The organism is Nostoc foliaceum FACHB-393 (genome assembly GCF_014698505.1).
GTDB lineage: Bacteria > Cyanobacteriota > Cyanobacteriia > Cyanobacteriales > Nostocaceae > Nostoc > Nostoc foliaceum_A.
Map to the genome: position 1 here is coordinate 1 of NZ_JACJTD010000036.1, position 20,177 is coordinate 20,177.

A 20,177-nucleotide genomic window follows, 5' to 3' on the forward strand; every position below is an offset into this window, starting at 1 on the left:
ACCTTGGGTCGCCAAATGCTTTTTTGCACCACAGTTGAGCATGAATTCTTATTGGATTTTCCACTCTCTCTGCCCCCTCAAATCTCTTCCCCTAGTAGTTTACTTCTACTTGTGTGTACACCGTAGCCCCGAAACGGAGAGAGGCTTTGATTCTTGCTCCCCAACATTAGTAGGGAAGCAGGGTGGTTCCATACAAGCAGAGAAAGACTAAAACTGGGTTTGAACTTTATTTAGTTAAAGTCTTTCCCTCTCCGAATCGGAGAGGGAGGGTTTTACGTAGTAAAACCAGGGAGAGGTCATAATTACGAATTACTAATTAAACCAGCTAGATTTTTTAAAACTTTTACAACAGTATACAAGTCATCTCCACGATTAAGCGACAGTGTATAAGATAAGGCATATCTCGGTGTGCTCTGTTTCGTCAACTTAATAAATTGAAATTCACTACCATTGGTGACAAACCCAAAAACAGGTTTTGCCGAAGTTGCATCTGCCAACATATAAGCTAATGCTTGTGAAATTGCTGGCACTAAGGAGTAATCTGCTCGTTTCGCCTCAATTACGAGAACCCAAAATGGAGGATGAAACACCAAGATATCAATACGTCCTCTAATAATTGTGCCTTCGTCTTCAGAAGAAATTCTGACCTCTTCTTCCGACGCGATGTAGAAAGGCGGTTGATAAAAACCTGCTAGACGCAATAGTGGAGATAGCACCACCATTTTGACTACAGGTTATAAAATTTGGTAGCGGGATAAATGCAAATATTCTGCCTTGACTTCGTTGAGAGATTGCTTTTCTAAATCACTCAAATCAGGTAAATCTTGCTGCCATTCTGAAAAAAACTGTTCGTCGTCTGCAAGGTGTAGACCAAATTCATCGATGAGTTGGGCTAGGGTGATATCTTTTCCTTGAATAACTTGAACCATTTGTTAAACCTTTTTGTTAAATGGTAATTGCAGATGAAAGTATTGCAGGTCTTCCTAATGTACTTTTTTAATTTTTAATTCCCAAGCGATCGCAAAAATATTGACGATACAATTTACACAGTGGCATCACTTCATTGCCTTGAAATTTAACTAACCCCATACTGCGGAGTTTAAACGCTTCAGTTGTGCCTACATCTACGGGGCGATTTGCTGTCATAACTTGTTTGACCGCAGCTAGCAATTCTGCATCCTCTTGCAAATTCAACCAATGGCGGCGGAGATGGTCACTGTAAGGCCCTTCCTGAGTTGCTGCGATTTTTTGCAGATTTTCCAGCGTCATCCTACCACGGGCAATTTCATAAAGCGCTACCCGCACTAAATAAGGATGACCACCCACCAGTGTCATTAATTCTTCAATTTGTGAGTCACACTAATTGAGTCCGTGACGCTGTACCAAGTTTTGTACTTGTATTTGATTTAAGTCTGGCAACTCAATGGGTAAGCCAACATTAAAAGGCGACTGATTTATATTTAGCGGAATATAAACTTCCTTAGAATGCACAATTACCAATCGGAGATTTTTCCAAACTGTCTCATTCTTTGACCGTTCATGCCAAGCTCGTAGCAATCCAAAAAAATCAGCCGCAATTATAGGATGCTTAAAGACTTCATCGACTTCATCCAAACCCAAAGCTACGGGGCTATTAATAGCGGGTAATAAATACCGTTGAAAGTAATTTGTACATTTATTCTTGCTACCTAAAACACCCTTCCAATACTCGTCTAGCTTCTCTGGTAGATTCAGCTCGTAGGTAATGCTAGCGCAGAACCACTGCAAAAACTGATCTAAATTGGCGAGAAATTCTGCATCAGCTGACTGGAAATTTACGGGTGCTATCTGATAGTCATGTTGACTAGCATGATTGAGAACCCGCGACATCAGCGAAGTTTTGCCCATCTGCCGGGGAGCTTTGATGCGAATTAAGGCCCCTGGTTGAAGAATTGCTTCATAACAGTCTACCTCAATAGGCGATCGCTCCACATAGAAAGCAGAGTTGAGAGATACCTGCCCTTCTGGATTTTCTAAGGAGACTGCTGGTTTTATCTCGCTATCTGGAATAGTTTCGTTAGCAGAGATAGCACCTTGGGGATTGTTCCGACTTTTCAGCACTGGTGTCGAAGACTCTGGAATACTTTCTAAATCAATAGCGCTACAGCCAAACTCATAAGCATCTTCATAAGACCTATCAGCACCCAGTGCATCATAAAAGCCTACCGCAAATTTAATTGCGGCGCGATCGCCAATTGCCCGATTCATCCCAACCACGCAGTTAATGTGTTGGTGAATGGACTCAGCTTGCACCTCGCTATAACAGGCATTTAATAATACACACTCAATTTTGTCTTTAAATAACTTAAATAGCCTTGCCAGCGACTCCGTACTCACCAGCTGCATTTCCCCTGTATTATTTTCCAAGGCTAAACCTTGATTTCCACCACCATGTCCAGAAAAATGGATAATATGAGGATTATGATCTAAAAGCGCACGCCGCAAATCGTCAGGACGCACTGCCCATTTAGTAATAAGTTCAAACTTATCTCGGCTGCGAGAGCGTTGCAACCCTTCCTGAATTTCCCTTACTTCCTCGTCCAAGCGAAGTTTATCTGTCGTCGTGGGATTAGCTGACACAATCAGGATTTTTTTCACAGCGCTATCAACTATTGAATGCAGGCTTCTGGCTTAGATGTAGTTTACTACAGCAGATAACTACATAATTACTGATAGTGCATTACCGTTAAAGAGCCTTTGATACTCGTAAATGAGTCTTTGATACTCTTAAATGAGTCTTTGATACTCGTGAATGAGTCTTTAATACTCTTAAATGAGTCTTTGATACTCGTGAATGAGTCTTTAATACTCGTGAATGAGTCTTTAATACTCGTTAACGAGTCTTTGATACTCATGAAAATGACAGCAATTTTCATAAGTGTGGAATACACATAATTGTAGGGGCACAATATATTGTGCCCCTACAGGTGTAGCCTATTCAATTGAAAACCGCTGTAATCCTTAGCCAGATGCAACCTAATTAATCTTAATGTCCGGTTTTTTCTTGGCAACTTGCGTTTAAATCAAAACTTTGACATTCTGTAGCTTCCAGTAATTGCCTAACCGTATTACCGGGGTGACAACTCATCAAAGTTGCCCCCATTGTAGCCAGTGTAACAACAGTAGCTAGTCCCAACAAAGTAGCTCGTTTTCTAGGTTTGAGTGTCCTGATTAAATTATCTATCCCAGTGGCACTACCAACAACTTCAATTGGCCCAAGTACTTTTAAAGCAATAGCCGCATTAGCATAGCGACGTTTTCGGTTGCGTTCCACCATTTTCATCAACCACTGCCGGAAACGCGGACTGATTTGAGGAACTAATTGCTGGAAATTAAAGCGATAGTTATCATCAATTAATTTCCCAATCTCAACAGAACGGGTATTAGTAAGTAAGCAAATCAATGTTGCTCCTAAACTATATAAATCTGATGCCTCAGTCAGGGAATGACCAAACTGTTCCTCTGGTGGCATAAAACCTGGGGTTCCTGCTACAAAACTGCTCAGAGCTACTTTTGCACCCTGTATTCTAGCCAAACCAAAATCAACCAGATAAGCATTTAGTTGCTCATCAACCAAAATATTCTCTGGTTTAATATCCCGATGAATAATTGGCGGAATTTGCTTTTGTAGATAAACCAAAATCTCTAAAATTGACAAAGCAATTTGCTTTATTTCTTCTGGGTTAAAGCTGCTCGTTAAGCCTAAAGATGGGGCATTTTTGTATTCCTGCACCAGATAAAAAGCCCCTGGCATTTCAAAAGAATCTATATAGCGGGGGATGCGAGAATGATTTAGTTGCTGCAAAATTTCGATTTCGCGCTGATATGCTTTTACACCTGACAAATCAGCATCCGCACGAGCAAAACAAAACTCTTTAATCACCACCTGTTGCTTAGAGTTGAGGACATTAGCTAAGTAAGTAATGCGTCCCCCTTCTCGGTTGCGTCCTAGTTCGCTGATAATTTGATAGCCTTGTTTGGAAAAATCTGGATGGTGATTTAAGGGAATTGCCCCTTTATGTCCATTACGCACATCAAGCTCCATTACACACCACATGAGTTTGATTCTGTCAAGGTGCAATTATAAAGATTAAGATCCACTCACCCAGATTGTTAGCCCCATTTCTACCCTGCATGGGCCAAGGCGCATCGGCAGAAAGTTCCTTTGCATTTGCGTCTTGGCGCAAAATTGTTAACTTTGTGCTAGCCAATCGACAATCTGAGCATTAACTACATCTGGAACCTCATCGTGAGGACAATGACCGGCATTGGGAATGGGAACAATTTTGATGTCTTTGCCATTCTCACGCGCCTCTTCGTAAATCTTGGCCCCGGTAATTGGTGTCCAGGGATCATCAGCACCCCAAATTACTAATAGAGGACGTTCTACTTTGGGCAAAAGTTCCTCTGGGCTTGGGCCAGGAGGGGCTGTGAGAATGGAAGCGAAGACTTGTTGCGCTCCTGGGTCGCAAGAGGGAGTATAAAGTAAATCAACTAATTCATCGGTGACGGCTTCACGGTTCCGGTAAACTTGGTAGAGGGTGCGGCGAATTTGGGCTTTTTGACGGATGCGGTTATAGACAAATTTACCTGTAATTGGCGATCGCACAAACCGATTAAAAGCTGCCATGACAATCCGTAGTGGCGGATTCAATTCGTGGGGACGATGACTCAACCCACCCGCAGAGTTAATTAAAATACCACCAGCAGAAATTTCTGGATGTTCCACCAGTACTATTAAGCTCAAAAGTGCGCCAATGGAGTTGCCAATAAATACAGCAGGTTCTTTTATATGTGCTGTGCAGAAATCTTTCAGCAGTTCCACCCAAACTTCCACGCTGTAATCAATGGGCGCTTTATCGGAACCGCCAAAACCTAAAAGGTCTATGGCAAACACCTGGTAGCCAGCATCAGCTAAAACTGGGACATTTTTCCGCCAGTGCCCAATAGAAGCACCAAAGCCGTGAACCAGTACCAAAGGGCGTCCTGTACCCATAACGGTGTACTGGATTTTGTAACCCTGCCAAGTCCAAATGAATTTTTCAAAAGCGTCTTGGGTTGCAAGCTGTTGTGTCGTTACAGTCATTAATAAGATTCATAAAGTGTATCTTCAAATATATTAATGTTCTCTGACCGAAATAGTTCTGAGTAACGAGTGCTAAGTAAAAAAGCAATAATCACACTCCTGAACTCCTAACTCCTAACTCCTAACTCAGCACTCCTCACTCAGCACTGATTAGATGTTAGTTCCATCCACCCCAAGGGATTAATAAGTCAAGGGATACCAAATACCCCTGTGACTATTTAGACGAATGGTAGTGTGAGATGAAATACATGAATCAAAATTACTTTGCTCAAATGAGCAAGTTTGTTCTGGCTGCAACCTCTGTGGCAATATTTTCACCAATAGCTTCTGCCTACGCAACTTTAGGATTCTCTACCACCGTCGCCCAAATATCTGATCATTCCACAAATCAACAACTTTTAGCTGATAAGAAAGTAGAAACAAGGAGTCGTACTACTATTGAGCGGCAAACCATCACCACAGAAAGCCGCAGTAGTAGTGTTTCTGCAAAAGGCAAAAAAACAGGTTTTAGCCTTGCCATTTGGGAACCATCGGGTAATTTGTCAGAAGTGATTGCTCGCATTTCTGTAAAGAGTAAAGGTGGCAAGGGCTATTTAAAAGAGCGGTTTTTGGGTGATTACAAGTACAAGATTAAGCAAAAAGCCAAATTTGCTAAGGGTTTAAAAGCTAGCGATCGCATCGTCGTGCGATTGTATGATGTTCAAAACCGCTTTATTGGCTATAGCGAATTTGAATGTTTGTCTGCAAATACCACAGTTAACCTGGTTTTGTCAGCCAAGCCTACAGAATACCAAGTCGTTCGCACTGTTTATGGTGTTGATGCTGACCAAAACGGCACTATTGACGCAGGTACCACCACCTACGACTACTTCACCCAAGTCAGCGACCAACGTGTTAGTTTCCTCAGCAGTTCCCAAACCTTCCAAGGTAGTCAGTTCCAAGTAGAAAGTTTGTCAAAAATTCCAGGAACCAGCGTTTATCCGGTCTCTTTCACTCAGGGTGAGTATGCTGTAGTGCGTCAGTCGTTCGTGAGCGTCTTTAGTTCTGACTTGGCAGAGGCTTTACAAGCTACTCCTGGCAGCTTGGTGCAGGTGATTGAAGTCAGCGATAACTCTAGCTACGATGTCAGCCAAATGCTGATGAATTATCGCCAAGTTGGGATGTCTCGCGCTCTCCAAGTTGGGTTTTCTGATGTTTCCACAGACTATTGGGCTAAAGATTTTATTGCCGAATTGGCCTCAATGGAAATTCTCGAAGGTTTTCCTGATGGGACTTTCCGCCCTGATGCACCAGTAACTCGTGCTCAATTTGCGGCAATGCTGCAAAAAGCGTTTACCAAGGGGAAAATTCGTCGAGCGATCGCATTTAAAGATGTCTCAACTCAATATTGGGCTTACAATGCCATCAGCGAAGTTTATCAAATGGGCTTTTTAAACGCTGTCATTGGCAAAGGTTTCAATCCCAGCCAAAGCCTTTCTCGCCTTGACATTTTTGTAGCATTAGCGCGGGGATTAAATTATCAAACCAGTGGTTCTACAGACACAATCTTATCTGTTTACAGCGATGCAACTACTATTCGTAGTGAATATCGCAGTCTGATTGCTGCTTTGACACAACGCGGTATAGTCGTCAACTATCCCAATGTGAACTTGCTAAATGTTGAACGGGTAGCAACCAGGTCTGAAGTATCTGCTTTGCTATACCAAGCCCTGTCTAGCACTGGGCAGGTAGCAAAAATTTCCTCACAGTACGTAGTTGGACAACAACAAGTTGCAGTTGAGGAGCAGACTGAAACTTCGACCGAGGGCGTTAAACCGCGTCGCAATTGCAACCAAGGAATTGGTAATGGTGCTGAGGGCTGTGACCCAGGTAATTCTCGTCCTCACGGTGGCAGTAACGATGAAGGTGGACGCACTCCTGGTAACAGATAATACTATTTTTTTAAGAGGCGCGATTAATCGCGTCTCTAGCTTGCTCGACTGTAAAACTAATTTCCTGACCATAGGAAATTTCTAGTGTATGACCATCTGGGTCTCGAATAAAAGCCCAGTAACCGACCGGATGACCCCAGTCATTTGGCCCAGCCAGCAGTATTCCCTCAGTGCGTGCCTCATTGCACAGGCGATCGATTTCCTCGCGATTCGAATAAGCTACTCCAAGATGGGATTGTGGTAAAAGTGCGCCTTCTACTTTAGCTACTTTAATTAAGACAATCACAAAAGGTCTAGTCAGGTCACTAATCCAAGCAACATCTGATTGAGTCGCTTGATCAATGCGATGATGCACAACTGTCATCTGAGCATACTTTGCATAAAATGAGATACTTGCATCAACATCACTGACTGCAAGTGCAATGTGAGTCAAACCAAGATCAGACATTAAAAAAACTCCGTGTGTAGACTTGACTGGACAAATGTAAGTATTGGCCTTAGTGCTTACTAAGAAAGGTGACACCATTGATAATGAAGGTAGGCGTTATCTTCACAAAATTTATGTTTTTAACTTGGTTAGACAGTAACTCTTGGCTGCTGGAAATCGGCGGGAAACGAATACTAATTGACCCTTGGCTGGTTGGTTCGTTAATTTTTAGTAATTTGGAATGGTTATTTAAAGGTTCGCGATCGCAAGAGCGTCCAATACCAGATAACATTGATCTGATCCTGCTATCTCAAGGTTTAGAAGACCACGCTCATCCACCAACGCTGAAGCTACTCGACCACAGCATCAAGGTTGTAGCTTCTCCGAATGCTGCCAAAGTTGTGCAGCAGTTAGGTTACACCCAAGTAACAGTATTGGCTCATGGTGAAACTTTCACTTTAAATAATCAAATTGAAATCAAGGCTTTTCCAGGCTCTCCCATTGGCCCCACTCTAGTAGAAAATAGTTATCTTCTGAAAGAATTGGCGAGTGGTTTAACCGTATACTACGAACCTCATGGGTATCATTCTCCACAACTTCAGCAAGCTGCACCTATCGATGTAGTGATTACACCATTTATTGACGTGAGCCTACCTTTGCTTGGGCCGATTATTAAAGGGAAAAATAGTGCTTTAGCAGTAGTAAAGTCATTACAGCCTCAAGTAATAATACCTACTGCCGCTGGTGGGGATGTGGCGTTTGAAGGATTGCTGATGAAATTAATTCAGACTAAAGGAAATGCTGAAGAATTTCGCTCGTTACTAGAGAAAAACAATCTTTCAACGCGGGTACTTGAGCCAAAACCAGGCGATCGCTTTGAATTACCATTAGAAAAAGGAGCATTAGCAATCTAAGTTAGCTCACATCTTGCATCTAGCTCTAGCGATTAGAATCAAGGTTTTCAACCCGCGTCGGTGGCTTTTGCCTGTGTAGCCGCGACTTCTAGTCGCCAGGGCTAATTTTGTTCCATAGCTGAATTATCTTGCATATTATACACTTCTCTAATCGGAAAAGGAATTTGAATTCCTGCTTGCTGATAGCGCTTGTGTAATTTTTTAACAAATAAATGTTTACCAATACGCTGATCAAAGTATTCACTTACGCGCATATAAAGCGTAAAATCTATACTAAAATCATTAAAAGTATGAAATCTGATATATGGTTCACTTTCTTTTAATTCAGGTGCAATTTCTTGCATGACTTCTTTGGCAACTTCTACAGTTACTTTTTCAACTTGTTCCAAATCGCTATCATAACTGACACCCACATCCATTGTTAAAGTAATTTCCTTTGCGGGTAAATGATAGTTTGTGAAAATCGCAGAAGACAATTTAGAATTCGGAACAATTACTACATTATTTGAGATTTCTTTAATTGTCGTATTGCGCCAAGAAATATCTATGACGTATCCTTCTTGCCCAGCATCTAATTTTACATAATCTCCAGTTCTAACTTGCTTAGAAATAATTAAATAAAAGCCAGAAAACAAATTTGCTAAGGTATCTTGAAGTGCTAAACCAACTGCTAGACCACCAATCCCTAAAGTTGTAATTATCGGTGTAATTTGAACACCTACTGTTTGCAAGATAATTAATGTTCCCAAAACTAAAACAGTAATCTTAGCAAGGTTAGAAATTAGTGATGTGGGAACTCCTTCTGTTCTGCGAATAAATAAATTAACAAAACCAGCAGTCAATCTGGCTAAGAAAAGGGTTACTGAATACAGCAGTGCGATCGTCAGAACTTTTTGCAGTACGATCGCAATATCTGGCTTGAGGGGAGAACTCAGAATTGCCCAAAAAAAACCGCCAATGGCAAACCAGATAAAAGTCATGCGGTGCAGAGAGTGAAATATAATATTACCCCCGGCAATTCGTTTATTATTAACGAATGTTTCCAGTTTTTTGAAGATAACTTTTTCACCAATTAATCCAGCCAGTAAGCCAGCTAGAATAAATGCTATCGGTGTAATCCATTCCATCATATCAATTTTAAATTTGTAATTTTAGATTTAGGATAACAGCATAGTTGCTGCGATTATGGCTAAATTTTACCTTGTTAGTTGTCGGATTAGCTGTTTGAGATTTTCTGGATTATGGACTTGCCAATTGTTTACCACCCAGATTACATTGCTCCCCTACCTGAAGGACATCGCTTCCCGATGTCTAAGTTCCGACAACTCTACGAGTTACTGTTAACTGATGGTGTAGCTAATCAAGAACAGTTTTACACCCCCGAACGTCCACCACCAGAGTTGATAGAGTTAGTCCACACCACAAGCTACGTTCAAGCTTACTGTGAGGGAACCCTAGACCCCAAAGCACAGCGACGCATTGGTTTGCCTTGGAGTCCAGCATTAGCGAATCGTACCTGTGTAGCTGTAGGTGGTACGATACTCACTGCAAAACTGGCGCTAAGACAGGGTTTAGCTTGTAATACGGCTGGTGGAACTCATCATGCCTTTCCTAGTTATGGGTCTGGTTTTTGTATTTTCAACGATTTAGCGATCGCCTGTCGCGTTTTACAAAAACTCGGACTCGTCCGAAAAATCCTGATTGTCGATTTGGATGTCCATCAAGGAGACGGCACAGCTTTTATCTTCCAAGACGACGACAGCGTTTTTACTTTCTCCATGCACTGCGAAGTCAATTTTCCCGGTACTAAACAAAATAGCGATTTGGATGTTCCTTTACCGGTGGGAATGGAGGATGACGCTTATTTACAAACCTTGGCGAGTTATCTAGCAGATTTATTATCTAAAGTCAAGCCAGACTTAGTATTTTATGATGCTGGTGTTGACCCTCATATAGGCGATCGCTTGGGAAAATTAGCCCTAACTGATGCTGGGATTTTTCGCCGAGAAATGCAGGTTTTAAGTACCTGCATGAGTAGCGGTTATCCTGTCGCCTGCGTTATTGGCGGCGGTTATGGCGATGATATGAAATCTTTAGTCTGGCGGCATTCGCTACTGCATCGTGCCGCTAGTGAAGTTTACCGACAGTATAAACTTTGATGCAGCCGCTTGAGTTTTTTTGATTAATTTATTCTTTTGAAGTTCCTTAGATGAGCAAATTTAGAGAAGCAATAGCAGCAATAATATTGAGTTCATTCTTAGGAATTCCGTTCGTTATATTATCGCTGTGGTATCAGAATCCTCCTGGTTGTGAACGATTAGGCTTCAGTGAAGCATGTCTTCCAAATGCGTGTATGGGTGGTAATTCCTTAAGGGCTGGATTTCCATTCCCAATAGTGCATGATGATAATGCTGGCTCACCTGTACATGGCTGGGGGAGAAGTGGGGCTGAAGATTTTCAGAATATAAATCTTGGGGCATTTTTATTAGATGCCTTGTTTTACGTTGTCAGAGTAATCATGCTTTTTACGATTACAAAAAGTATTTTAAAATCTGTAAAACGTTCAAGAAGATTGGGCTAATACGGGCAAAGGTAATAGTGGATGAATAACGGCAAACTCAGAATTTACGAACTAGCAAAAGAATTAAATTTGGATAGCAAGAAGCTATTAATAATTTGTGAAAAGCTCAAAATTGTCGTCAAAAGCCATACGAGTACCATCTCAGAATCTGACGCAGAACGCATTCGTCTAGCGGTAAATAAACTAACAGCAAAAACCTCGAAAAATAAAACAAGCTCTGAAGATTGGGGCTATATGTTTATAGCTTCAGCAATTGATAGTTTTATCCGCCATCTTGAAGGTGAAACCGCCCTTAAATCATATCCTGATTTTAGGGACAGGCGCGATCGCGCCAATCAGTTAATGTTGGAATGTGTCGGGAAAAAGCCTTCTCTATTTTATGTGCGTCGCAAAGGTGCGGGGAAAGAAGCAAGGGAAGAAATTTGGGATTTGACAATAGCAACAGACTCCGACGATTTTCCATTACCCGCAAGACTTGAGAAGCTTAGAAAAACATTAGGATTTAGAGCGGCTGTACCAAAAGATGGACGCGATGGTATAAAAATACTTTCGGCTCAGTTGTTACAACTCTCACGGGGACACGCCGATAGCTATGCTATAGCTTGTCGCTTACGTTTGCTAGCTAATCATCAGCATCATCTCGACATTCCACCTGCAACATTGAAACGCATCGCAGCCGCGCCAATGTGTGGTGAGCATGTGCCTACAGAAGATCAGCTTAAAGCTTGGAAAGCGTTTTTGCAAATTGAGGAAAAAATCGCTAAAGCACGTCAGTTTTGTGTGCGTTATGTAAGTCACAACTATAACTTCAAAAGGCGAATCAGTTTTGAAATTGATGTAGCTTCAGCCACTCTTGACGGCTTTTATCAAAATTCCCTCGACATGGAAAACTTCTGGGAACGAGCAAGACGCACAAAAGGCGAAGATTTAAAACTTTTTGAAACTGCTCCCGTCGGCAAAAATTGGATTAGTGGCCGTCAATTAGGGACTGTTGAGGAAGTTGACCCCAACCGTTGTATTATCAGCCTCAGATTAGAACGCGACTTAGCTGAATTCATGTCAGCAGAGCGTTATAAGTTGCCAGATACAGGATTTTTGTGTTTTGAGGCAGTTGGTGATATTCAGCAGATTCAGCGCAAGAAAAAAGCTTTAGATGATTTGAATAATGGTTACACTCAAAATCCTTACTTAGGTAACTTTTTATTCGATGCTTTCCAGGCTAGACAAATCAAAACAACTGTTGAACTTCAACCACAAGATTTATTATTATCTTCTGCTAATCCTGGTCAGAAAGCAGCAGTAGAAAAGGTACTTGCTGCGAAGGATCTTGTTCTTATCCAAGGTCCGCCAGGTACTGGTAAAACTACTGTAATTGCCGAGATTTGCTATCAAATAGCCCTTCGTGGTGGACGTACCTTAATCGCTTCTCAAGCCAATTTAGCAGTAGATAATGCCCTGAGTCGATTAGTCCACAACCCAGTGATTCGGGCTGTACGCAAAGGGAGAGCCGAGAAAGTTGGGGAAGAAGGACAGCCATTTTTAGAAGACCAAGTGATTGGTAGATGGCTGGAAAATACAGCAAATGACTGCGAAAATAATCTTACCCAAAGGCTCGAAAATATCCAAATATTTAGCCAATTACTGGCATCATCACGAAGATTTACAGCCTACTTTGAAGCAGAGGAAGAATTTAATCAACAACAAACTAAATTCACTAAAAATAAGGTAAAGCTAGAGGCAAACTTTAAAAATCAAGAAAAATCTTATAACGAAACTATAGAAAAACAGAATGAAGTTGAATCACTCATTGCAGGACTTAAGAATATACTAAATATTGCACCAAATATCAACTGGGAAGCTCCAGAAGTTACAGATTTTTTGCCGCTTCTTAAGCCATACACAGAAGGTAACAGTTTAGTAGAAGAATTTTTAGCAAATGTTCGTAAAACGATAAAATATACTGATGAACTTGGCTGTGTGCGTCCGGCATTTGGTGCTTTTGGTTTAGCGGTTTGGTTACGTGAAACTGTAACAATAGAAATTTATAAATTTAAAACTGCTTTAACTTATGCTCAAGATGCAAGTAAAGCCATTTTAAAAGTTGCAGGATCAGTGGAGGTTGTCAAACAAAATTTTGTCTCGTTAAATCAGCTACAACCAGATTATCAGAAATATCTTGCCAAACTGCAAAATATACAGCAAACAATCCAGATATGGGAAAACCGTAAACGTGAAATCGATTACATTATCTCAGCAGTTAAAGAATGGAAAGCGACAGCACCTTCTCATCTTTATCAAACTTTGAAAGATTGTCAGCAATCAGGTTTACCACTAACAGAAAATTTAGTGGACTTGCCGCTAGGTTTGTTGATGTTTGCTAACACATTAAAATTACCCATAGTTCCAAAAATATATAAAATAAATCTACCAGAATGGGAGCTATTGACAAAGGCTATCGCTTATGAAATAGACGGAGGTTTTACTGATAGGCGGGGTAAACAGCATAATTTTAGCTATTTTTTACAACAAAATTTTAGTCAGATTCCAATAGTGCTATCAAAGAGCGATCGCACCCAATGGCAAGAAACCTATCAACAGTTTAACAATTATCAGCTACTCAACCCAAAACAGCGAAAATTACTGGTTGAGAATACCCAGGTTTTTTTAATTAGAATGCAACGGACTTATGGTGGATCATGGGAATGGAATAACATTGACTCTACTCTCACCCGCATTACACAAGAATTGTTAGATATTATTCTTGCAAATGCGCGTCAATGCGTTTTAAAAGTCAAAACTGAAACTGAGCAACAGCTTCAGCATTTGCAACGACAATTAAATGAACTCCAGAAAAATGAAGTTAGCCAACAGCAAATATCCATTACTCAAGCTGAGGCAGAAAAGGCACAACAAGACGCTAATCTGCAACTTGGACGAGTGATTAATATCTTACAAGAACTTAATCAACAGCCAAATATACCTGTTCAATTACGCATTTTAATTGAAAAATACCTTACAACACAATCAAATATTTGGGAGCAGCCACAAGAATTCTCAAATCAAGTGAGTTCTTGGGTAAATTGTATCAGTCAACTTGAAAACTTAATTTCATTATTAGAACCTTTTGCTGTGCTGGAGATAATTAAAAATTCTCTACATGAACATTTATCAAAGCTACAAGAAGAAACTGGAATTTCTCTACAACAGCTTCAAAAATTACAAATCAATTTACGCGAAATAGAACAGAAATCGCAACCACAGCCATCAGATAATTTAATAGAAGAAAGGAATTGGTGGTTGACAGAATGGCAAAAAATACCGGATAAGTTTAAGCCAGAAAAGTTTGCTGCTGACTTGTTTAATATAGATTTATTACGTAGTATAAATATTAGCTTTGAATCTTGGCAACAGCAACTACAAAAAGATGAAACTTATCTCAATAAATATCAGAATTTTGTACAAGATTGGATAGGAAAATTAAGACAGCCAACTGAAGGCGATCGCGATGATTTAAGGCGCATATATTTAGATAATGCCAACGTCGTTGGTATCACTTGTGTTCAAGCTGCAAATAGAGGTTTTTCTGAAGAATTCAAATCTTTCGATGTTGTTATTATTGATGAGGTTAGTAAGTGTACTCCACCAGAGTTACTAATCCCAGCTTTGAAAGGCAAAAAGTTAGTAATGGTAGGCGATCATCGGCAATTACCACCCATGCTTGATACTAGCACTGTAGAAGAAGTTGCTCAAACAATGGGTAATACACGAGACGAACTACAATTCTTAGAAGAATCTCTATTTAAAAGTCAGTTTGAGTCTGCTGATGAAAGCATCAAACAAATGCTAACTACACAATATCGAATGCATCCATTTATTATGGGAGCAATCAATCAGTTTTATGATGGTAAACTAGAATCTGGGATTTTGGAGCCAGATACAAAACGTGCACATAATTTAGCAGGTGAAATTGTCCAAGAATCTCATCATCTTCTTTGGGTAAAAACGCCCATAGAGAATCAGTTTTTAGAGCAACGGAACGGAACTTCTTACTTTAATACTCAAGAAATTGATGCGATTGAAAGTTTGTGTCACCAGTTCGAGACTACTTGGGCTTCTAGAGTTGCTAATGGTGAACCCAAAAAAGAAATTGCTGTAATTACGTTTTATGGCGCTCAATTAAGAAAAATTGATGAACGTCTGCAATCTGAACTTTTTCCTTCACTAGAAATTCGTACTGGTACGGTAGACAGATTTCAAGGGATGGAAAGACCTATTGTAATTGTTAGTATGGTTCGCAACAATAGCAAAGGAGATGTGGGATTTGCCAAGAAGCCAGAACGGGTTAACGTTGCATTTTCTCGCGCTCAGGAACTACTAATAATTGTGGGTTGTCATAATTTATTTACCCATCAATCGGGTAAAGTTGGAAGTATGTATTCCGAAGTTTCAAATATTGTAAGTCTTCATGGAGGTTTCGTTGATGTTTCTCGCCTCTTCAGCTAAATCGATTGATTGATGACAATCTCAAGAATTTGGTAGAGACAGACTGTTTCTTGATATTTGGTGCTAATTGAAGGGTATGTTTTAGTCGCAATCAAAATTTTCCTTCTTTCCATAGAACGACCTCTGTATAAACTAGTCCACTATGCATATTGGTAATATAAGCACATCAAATACTTCAGTATATAAGAATTTTTCCATTACATACTGCCGAAACTCCCAAAATTTTGGAAAATAATAAAGTAAGTCGAGTATCACAAGACTCACTTGATTTCCTCATTTCTTCTAGGAAAATATGACTCATTCTTTCCTTGAACGCCTGCGTAGTCCAGATAGACCAGTCCTCGTCTTCGACGGGGCGATGGGAACCAACCTCCAAACCCAAAACCTTACGGCTGAAGACTTCGGCGGCCCACAGTATGAAGGTTGTAACGAATACTTAGTTCACACTAAACCTGAAGCTGTCGCTAAGGTTCACCGTGACTTTCTCGCCGCTGGTGCAGACGTAATTGAAACGGATACCTTTGGCAGTACGTCCTTGGTGCTGGCAGAATATGACTTGGCAGACCAAGCTTATTACCTCAGCAAGACAGCCGCAGAATTGGCGAAGCGTGTCGCGGCGGAATTTTCCACGCCAGAAAAACCCCGGTTTGTGGCAGGTTCTATTGGCCCCACAACGAAACTTCCTACCTTGGGACATATTGACTTTGACACCATGAAAGCTACTTTTGCTGAACAAGCAGAGGCGCTGTGGGATGGTGGTGTCGATTTATTTTTGGTGGAAACTTGCCAAGATGTGCTGCAAATTAAGGCGGCGCTGAATGCTATTGAAGAAGTGTTTGCCAAAAAAGGCGATCGCAGACCGTTAATGGTGTCTGTGACAATGGAAAGCATGGGCACAATGTTGGTTGGTTCAGAAATCAGTGCTGTGCTGACAATTTTGGAACCTTACCCAATTGACATTCTCGGTCTAAACTGCGCCACAGGCCCAGACTTGATGAAACCACATATCAAGTATCTGGCAGAACATTCACCTTTCATCGTTTCCTGTATTCCCAACGCGGGTTTACCTGAGAACGTCGGCGGTCAAGCGCACTACCGCCTGACACCGTTGGAATTACGGTTGTCGCTGATGCATTTTGTTGAAGATTTGGGTGTCCAAGTGATCGGGGGTTGCTGTGGGACGCGTCCAGAACACATTCAACAATTGGCAGAACTTGCTAAAGACCTGAAGCCAAAAGTTAGACAACCTAGCTTAGAACCAGCAGCAGCATCAATTTACACCACTCAGCCCTACGACCAAGATAATTCCTTCTTGATTGTTGGTGAACGTCTCAACGCCAGTGGTTCCAAAAAGTGCCGCGATTTGCTCAATGCGGAAGATTGGGATGGACTCGTTTCAATGGCGAGGGCGCAAGTTAAAGAAGGCGCACATATTCTCGATATCAACGTCGATTATGTGGGACGCGACGGTGTGCGGGATATGCACGAATTAGTTTCGCGCATTGTTAATAATGTGACACTGCCTTTAATGCTTGACTCCACCGAATGGGAAAAGATGGAGGCGGGTTTAAAGGTTGCCGGTGGTAAGTGTTTGCTGAACTCCACCAACTACGAAGATGGGGAACCGCGCTTTTTAAAGGTGCTGGATTTAGCGAAAAAATACGGTGCTGGTGTAGTCATTGGTACTATCGATGAAGATGGAATGGCGCGGACAGCAGACAAAAAGTTTGCGATCGCCCAACGCGCATACCGCCAAGCTGTAGAATACGGCATACCACCCACAGAAATATTCTTTGATACCCTAGCGTTACCTATTTCCACTGGGATTGAAGAAGACCGGGAAAACGGTAAAGCCACAATTGAATCTATCCGGCGCATTCGTGAAGAATTGCCTGGATGTCATGTAATTTTAGGTGTTTCCAATATTTCTTTTGGTTTGAATCCAGCCTCGCGGATGGTGCTGAACTCGGTGTTTTTGCACGAGGCGACAACGGCGGGAATGGATGCAGCCATTGTCAGTGCTAACAAAATTTTACCGCTCTCGAAGATTGAGGCACGCCATCAAGAAATTTGTCGCCAGTTGATTTATGATCAGCGGAAGTTTGAGGGTGATGTTTGCGTTTACGATCCCTTGGGAGAGCTTACCACAGCGTTTGCTGGGGTGACAACTAAGCGCGATCGCTCCTTAGATGAAAGTCTTCCCATCCCAGAACGTCTCAAACGCCACATCATCGACGGCGAACGCATTGGCTTAGAAGAACATCTGAAAAAAGCCTTAGAAGAACATCCCCCGTTGGAGATTATCAACACCTTCCTGCTAGATGGCATGAAAGTTGTCGGGGAATTATTCGGTTCTGGACAAATGCAGTTACCCTTCGTCTTGCAATCTGCCGAAACCATGAAAGCGGCGGTAGCGTTTCTCGAACCATTCATGGAAAAATCAGAATCAGGCAACAATGCCAAGGGAACCTTTATCATTGCCACAGTCAAAGGCGATGTCCACGACATTGGTAAAAACTTGGTGGATATCATCTTATCCAACAACGGCTACAAGGTGATTAATCTGGGAATTAAGCAGCCGGTGGAAAACATCATCAACGCTTACGAACAGCATAAAGCTGACTGTATTGCCATGAGTGGTTTGCTAGTAAAATCCACCGCCTTCATGAAAGAGAACTTGGAGGTATTCAACGAAAAGGGAATTAGTGTCCCCGTGATTTTAGGTGGTGCAGCGTTGACTCCCAAGTTTGTCTATGAAGATTGCCAAAATACCTATAAAGGTAAAGTTGTTTATGGCAAAGATGCCTTTTCTGACTTGCACTTCATGGATAAATTAATGCCAGCAAAAGCTACTGGTAACTGGGAAGATTTGCAGGGATTTTTGAACGAAATCGAAACGGCTGAAGTTTCGACAAATGGTAACAAAGAACCAAAAGCGACAACTGCTGAAGAAACATCTGCTGAACCAAAAGTAGTAGATACAAGACGTTCTGAAGCTGTGGCTGTAGATATTGAACGTCCAACACCGCCTTTTTGGGGAACGAAGTTATTGCAGCCTAGTGATATTCCCATCGAGGAAATATTCTGGCACTTGGATTTACAAGCTTTGGTTGCTGGACAATGGCAATTCCGTAAACCAAAGGAACAATCTAAGGAAGAATATCAAGCTTTCTTGGCTGAGAAAGTCTACCCAATTTTAGAAAGTTGGAAACAGCGGATTCTTGAGGAGAATCTGTTGCATCCCCAGGTGATTTATGGGTATTTCCCTTGTCAGTCTGAGGGAAATTCTGTACATATATATGACTCAGAAAGTCAATCACAACAGGTTGTAACTTTCGAGTTTCCCAGACAAAAGTCTTTAAGACGGCTGTGCATAGCAGATTTTTTTGCACCGAAGGAGTCAGGAATTATTGATGTGTTCCCGATGCAGGCGGTGACTGTAGGGGAGATTGCAACAGAGTTCGCCCAAAAGCTGTTTGCAGATAATCAATACACAGATTACCTGTATTTCCACGGTATGGCGGTGCAGGTTGCAGAGGCTGTGGCGGAGTGGACACACGCCAGAATTCGCCGAGAGTTAGGTTTTACTGCTGAAGAACCCGATAATATTCGGGATATATTGGCACAACGCTATCGAGGCTCACGGTATAGTTTTGGTTATCCTGCTTGCCCAAATATCCAAGACCAGTACAAGCAACTAGAGTTATTGCAGACTGACAGAATTAACTTGTATATGGATGAAAGCGAACAACTTTATCCAGAACAGTCTACCACTGCGATTATTACCTATCACCCAGTAGCAAAATACTTTAGCGCTTAATCAATATCCCCTCTCCTTAATAAGGAGAGGGGTGCCCGAAGGGCGGGTTGAGGTTCTTATATTGTGAGCAATTGAATCAAGGCTAGATAAAGTATAAATTGATGGCGAAAGCCATTTTGAAGAAAGTGCTGCTGAATATGATAAGGCAAGACAAGAATTTATTGAATCAGCAGGAATTAAGTTTATTAGATTTACGAATAATTATGGGTATGCTAATTTGTCTGGCGTGCTGGACAGTATTGCTCAGAATATATATACCAAGTTTAAGGGGATAGTAATTTAACCTCACCTCCAGCCCCTCTGCTTATTAAAGATATATCGTGTACGCACAAGTCTCTCTCGACGCAATTTACGGTTTATCGAATAGCTCAAGAAAACCTCACCCTGGTTATACTACGCAAAACCCGTCCCTCTCCTTACTAAGGAGAGGGATTAAAATCACTATAGGGTGAGATTCCGACAATATTGTACCGAAGTGAGAACCGCTATATCTGATTATTTTGCACCCAACTGATATCTTTCCTTTAACGGTGGGTATTATAAGTTTACTTTGCTAATAACATCTTCATAAACTTGCCTTCAAATAAAATACATTTCCGCAATTTTACTGTGAAGTTATGCTCTTATTATTTATCAGGCTTGAATTAAATAATTCTGAAAAAATCAGTATTTACCGGATAAAATGAACCATTCATGAATGATATAACTTTAAATAAATTGTCTTTTGTTGTAGCTACTTTATCTGGAAATTAGTCAAACCAGATGCAGTAGTTAGATAACTATAATCTTATATTTTGCCTGTTAAAATACTTGGCAGTCATGATTTAAGGTGTATAAAAAAATAGAAAATCCGGTACAAATCACTTGACAGGGAAG

Annotated in this window: 14 protein-coding genes and 1 pseudogene; 8 read left to right on the plus strand and 7 right to left on the minus strand. The window is 41.2% G+C overall.

The window, feature by feature from the left end; translation table 11 throughout:
* The coding region (locus tag H6G92_RS39105) for a hypothetical protein (RefSeq protein ID WP_206758384.1) at positions 1-211 on the plus strand (211 nt) is incomplete at its 5' end.
* Positions 212-302: 91 nt separating this feature from the next.
* Here H6G92_RS39105 and H6G92_RS24740 read toward each other — a convergent pair.
* The 5 genes and pseudogenes from H6G92_RS24740 to H6G92_RS24755 all read right to left on the minus strand — a co-directional run bounded on the left by H6G92_RS24740 (position 303) and on the right by H6G92_RS24755 (position 5,125).
* Positions 303-722, minus strand: a complete 420-nt coding sequence (locus H6G92_RS24740) for a type I restriction endonuclease (protein WP_449289983.1) — start codon at positions 720-722, stop codon at positions 303-305.
* Between the two features lie 12 nt (positions 723-734).
* Positions 735-929 carry a hypothetical protein gene (locus H6G92_RS41370; protein WP_449289984.1) on the minus strand — a complete coding sequence of 65 codons (195 nt, stop codon included), beginning with the start codon at positions 927-929 and terminating at the stop codon, positions 735-737.
* A gap of 67 nt (positions 930-996) precedes the next feature.
* Positions 997-2,637 (minus strand): annotated as a pseudogene (locus tag H6G92_RS24745) (AAA-like domain-containing protein).
* Between the two features lie 388 nt (positions 2,638-3,025).
* Positions 3,026-4,084, minus strand: coding sequence for a serine/threonine protein kinase (locus H6G92_RS24750; RefSeq protein ID WP_190896861.1), 1,059 nt, complete (start codon positions 4,082-4,084; stop codon positions 3,026-3,028).
* A 147-nt stretch (positions 4,085-4,231) separates the two neighbouring features.
* The gene (locus H6G92_RS24755; RefSeq protein ID WP_190896755.1) at positions 4,232-5,125 is read right to left on the minus strand and encodes an alpha/beta fold hydrolase; all 894 of its coding nucleotides are present in this window, start codon (positions 5,123-5,125) and stop codon (positions 4,232-4,234) included.
* A gap of 248 nt (positions 5,126-5,373) precedes the next feature.
* Here H6G92_RS24755 and H6G92_RS24760 point away from each other — a divergent pair, with 248 nt between their 5' ends.
* Entirely contained in the window at positions 5,374-7,056 is a 1,683-nt protein-coding gene (locus H6G92_RS24760) for an S-layer homology domain-containing protein (protein ID WP_190896757.1), read from the plus strand.
* A 10-nt stretch (positions 7,057-7,066) separates the two neighbouring features.
* On the opposite strand, the gene H6G92_RS24765 is transcribed toward H6G92_RS24760, so the two are convergent.
* A complete protein-coding gene (locus H6G92_RS24765) occupies positions 7,067-7,504 on the minus strand; it encodes a VOC family protein (protein WP_190896759.1) in 438 nt (145 codons plus the stop codon).
* Positions 7,505-7,617: 113 nt separating this feature from the next.
* Between H6G92_RS24765 and H6G92_RS24770 the strand changes: the two genes are divergently transcribed.
* Positions 7,618-8,397, plus strand: a complete 780-nt coding sequence (locus H6G92_RS24770; protein WP_190896761.1) for an MBL fold metallo-hydrolase — start codon at positions 7,618-7,620, stop codon at positions 8,395-8,397.
* Between the two features lie 101 nt (positions 8,398-8,498).
* Here H6G92_RS24770 and H6G92_RS24775 read toward each other — a convergent pair whose 3' ends face one another.
* Positions 8,499-9,527 (minus strand): mechanosensitive ion channel family protein, encoded by a 1,029-nt coding sequence (locus H6G92_RS24775; RefSeq protein ID WP_190896763.1) that lies wholly within the window; start codon positions 9,525-9,527, stop codon positions 8,499-8,501.
* Between the two features lie 111 nt (positions 9,528-9,638).
* Between H6G92_RS24775 and H6G92_RS24780 the strand changes: the two genes are divergently transcribed.
* The 5 genes from H6G92_RS24780 to H6G92_RS39690 all read left to right on the plus strand — a co-directional run bounded on the left by H6G92_RS24780 (position 9,639) and on the right by H6G92_RS39690 (position 19,584).
* Positions 9,639-10,556: a histone deacetylase family protein gene (locus tag H6G92_RS24780; protein WP_190896766.1), complete on the plus strand. Its 918-nt coding sequence runs from the start codon at positions 9,639-9,641 to the stop codon at positions 10,554-10,556.
* A gap of 50 nt (positions 10,557-10,606) precedes the next feature.
* Entirely contained in the window at positions 10,607-10,978 is a 372-nt protein-coding gene (locus tag H6G92_RS24785; RefSeq protein ID WP_190896768.1) for a hypothetical protein, read from the plus strand.
* Positions 10,979-10,999: 21 nt separating this feature from the next.
* Positions 11,000-15,481: a translation initiation factor IF-2 N-terminal domain-containing protein gene (locus tag H6G92_RS24790; RefSeq protein ID WP_190896770.1), complete on the plus strand. Its 4,482-nt coding sequence runs from the start codon at positions 11,000-11,002 to the stop codon at positions 15,479-15,481.
* Positions 15,482-15,773: 292 nt separating this feature from the next.
* Entirely contained in the window at positions 15,774-19,301 is a 3,528-nt protein-coding gene (metH, locus tag H6G92_RS24795; RefSeq protein WP_190896773.1) for a methionine synthase, read from the plus strand.
* Positions 19,302-19,398: 97 nt separating this feature from the next.
* Complete coding sequence (locus tag H6G92_RS39690) at positions 19,399-19,584, plus strand: endonuclease domain-containing protein (RefSeq protein WP_190896863.1); 186 nt, start codon at positions 19,399-19,401, stop codon at positions 19,582-19,584.
* Positions 19,585-20,177 lie beyond the last annotated feature (593 nt).

Excerpts from the sequence above, each read along its gene's own strand:
- H6G92_RS41370 (WP_449289984.1), bottom strand. The coding sequence starts at position 929 with ATGGTTCAAGTTATTCAAGGAAAAGATATCACCCTAGCCCAACTCATC.
- H6G92_RS24790 (WP_190896770.1), top strand. The coding sequence starts at position 11,000 with ATGAATAACGGCAAACTCAGAATTTACGAACTAGCAAAAGAATTAAAT.
- H6G92_RS24785 (WP_190896768.1), top strand. The coding sequence starts at position 10,607 with ATGAGCAAATTTAGAGAAGCAATAGCAGCAATAATATTGAGTTCATTC.
- metH (WP_190896773.1), top strand. The coding sequence starts at position 15,774 with ATGACTCATTCTTTCCTTGAACGCCTGCGTAGTCCAGATAGACCAGTC.
- H6G92_RS24740 (WP_449289983.1), bottom strand. The coding sequence starts at position 722 with ATGGTGGTGCTATCTCCACTATTGCGTCTAGCAGGTTTTTATCAACCG.
- H6G92_RS24775 (WP_190896763.1), bottom strand. The coding sequence starts at position 9,527 with ATGATGGAATGGATTACACCGATAGCATTTATTCTAGCTGGCTTACTG.
- H6G92_RS24755 (WP_190896755.1), bottom strand. The coding sequence starts at position 5,125 with ATGACTGTAACGACACAACAGCTTGCAACCCAAGACGCTTTTGAAAAA.
- H6G92_RS24760 (WP_190896757.1), top strand. The coding sequence starts at position 5,374 with ATGAATCAAAATTACTTTGCTCAAATGAGCAAGTTTGTTCTGGCTGCA.
- H6G92_RS24770 (WP_190896761.1), top strand. The coding sequence starts at position 7,618 with ATGTTTTTAACTTGGTTAGACAGTAACTCTTGGCTGCTGGAAATCGGC.
- H6G92_RS24765 (WP_190896759.1), bottom strand. The coding sequence starts at position 7,504 with ATGTCTGATCTTGGTTTGACTCACATTGCACTTGCAGTCAGTGATGTT.
- H6G92_RS24750 (WP_190896861.1), bottom strand. The coding sequence starts at position 4,084 with ATGGAGCTTGATGTGCGTAATGGACATAAAGGGGCAATTCCCTTAAAT.
- H6G92_RS24780 (WP_190896766.1), top strand. The coding sequence starts at position 9,639 with ATGGACTTGCCAATTGTTTACCACCCAGATTACATTGCTCCCCTACCT.